The 2,016-nt window shown below is 58.6% G+C and carries 2 protein-coding genes; both read left to right on the top strand.

Annotated features, from left to right (window positions below; genetic code table 11):
- The coding region (locus tag GX108_04110) for an SDR family oxidoreductase (GenBank protein ID NLO56222.1) at nt 1–491 on the top strand (491 nt) is incomplete at its 5' end.
- A 26-nt stretch (nt 492–517) separates the two neighbouring features.
- The gene (locus tag GX108_04105) at nt 518–1,909 is read left to right on the top strand and encodes an aminomethyl-transferring glycine dehydrogenase subunit GcvPA (protein NLO56221.1); all 1,392 of its coding nucleotides are present in this window, start codon (nt 518–520) and stop codon (nt 1,907–1,909) included.
- Nucleotides 1,910–2,016 lie beyond the last annotated feature (107 nt).

Here is a 2,016-nt window from a genome sequence, read left to right as displayed (position 1 = left end):
CTGGGATCATCAGGAGGAAGGACGTGCTGGAACTCTCCGAAAAAGAGTGGGATCTCTCGATAGACGTCACGTTGAAGAGCATCTACTTGGTCTCCAGGTATCTGATCCCCTTCATGGCCAGGAACGGGGGCGGCAGCATTGTCAACATTGCTTCGGGCTGGGGGATAAAAGGAGGGCCCAAGGCCGTTTCATACTGCGCCGCCAAGGGCGGGGTGGTTAATATGACGAGGGCCATGGCCATCGATCACGGTCCGCAGAATATCCGGGTCAACTCCGTTTCTCCCGGTGACACCGATACGCCTCTTCTCCGCGACGAGGCCAGGCAACTTGGCATCGTCGAGGAGGAATGGCTCGAGGAAAGCGCCGACAGGCCGCTGAAAAGGCTTGGAACCCCCGAGGATATCGCCATGGCCGTCTATTTCCTGGTGAGCGGGCTTTCGCCTTGGGTCACCGGGGCCAACCTCGTCGTCGACGGCGGCGGGACGGCCTGACAAGTGAAGACAGGAGGTAAATTGCCATGACCGGAAAGAGAAGGGTTTACCCCTATATCCCCAATTCCGAACCCGGCACCAGGGAGGCGATGGTCAGGGATATAGGTGTTGATTGCGTCGACGACTTGCTTGGCGACATCCCCGACGAGATCAGGATGAAGGGCAGGATGAACCTTCCCGAGCCGTTCCCCGCCGAAGCGGATCTCAAGAGACACGTGGAAGGGATCCTGGCCAGGAACGTCACCGCCGGGGAATATCTCAGTTTCCTGGGTGCCGGATGCTACGATCACCATGTCCCGGCCGTGGTAGACGAGATTATCGGAAGATCGGAGTTCCTGACGGCCTATGCGGGAGAACCCTACGAGGACCATGGACGTTTCCAGGTTCTCTTTGAGTACCAGAGCATGATGGCGGAATTGCTCGACTTCGATATATGCAACGTCCCCACCTATGACGGCGCCCAGGCTGCCGGGACATCGCTGAGGATGGCCTCCAGGATAACAGGTCGCAAAAAGGCCCTGTTGGCGGGCAATATGAACCCCGACAGGCTCCAGGTGGTGCGGACCTACCTCGATCCGGTGATGATCGCCGAGACCTTTGACTGGGACAAGGGTACAGGGTTGCTGAATCTCGAAGACCTGGCATCGAAAATGAGCAAAGATGTAGCCGCGGTCTATTTTGAAAATCCCTCCTACCTGGGCACGATAGAAAGCCAGGGCGGGAGGATCGGTCGGATTGCCCATGAAGCGGGGGCTCTCATGATCGTCTTCGTGGACCCCTCCACGCTGGGCGTCCTGGAGCCTCCCTCCAGGTACGGTGCCGACATAGCCTGTGGCGACATCCAACCCCTGGGGGTGCACATGAACTATGGGGGCGGCCTCGGTGGCTTCATTTGCACCAGGGCCGACAGGCGGTTCGTCGAGGAGTACCCTTCCCGCCTTTTCGGGATAGCTCCGACCAGGGAAAAGGAGTGGGGCTTCGGGGACGTAGCCTGGGAGAGGACTTCCTTCGCCAACAGGGAGACGGCCAAGGAGTTCGTAGGCACCCATGCCGCACTCTGGGGCATCGCTGCGGCGGTCTACCTCGCCTCCATGGGGCCGAAGGGTATGGCAGACCTGGGGAAGGTGATAATGCAGCGTTGCCTCTACGCGAGGAAGGTCCTGGGCGGGATCCCGGGCGTATCGACCAGTTCACCCTCCGGCGCCTGCTTCAAGGAGTTCGTCGTGGATTTCGGAAAAACCGGGCACGATGTGGGCAAAATAAACGATATGCTTCTCTCAAGGGGCATCTTTGGAGGAAAGGACCTCTCGGGGGAATTTCCGGAACTTGGGCGGAGCGCCCTCTACTGCGTCACGGAGAAGACGGGCAAAAAAGATATTGACCGGCTCGTCGAGGTCCTTTCGGATATCCTCCGTTGATCGCGGTGCCTGATGAAAGGAGTGGAAATTCTATGAGCCTTCGAAAAGGTGCGTTCCACCACATGAGATGGAATGAGCCCATAATATACCAGTTGAGCAAACCGGGG

This window comes from Thermovirga sp. (assembly GCA_012523215.1).
Taxonomy (GTDB): domain Bacteria; phylum Synergistota; class Synergistia; order Synergistales; family Thermovirgaceae; genus 58-81.
This window is presented reverse-complemented; position numbering and strand designations above follow the sequence as displayed.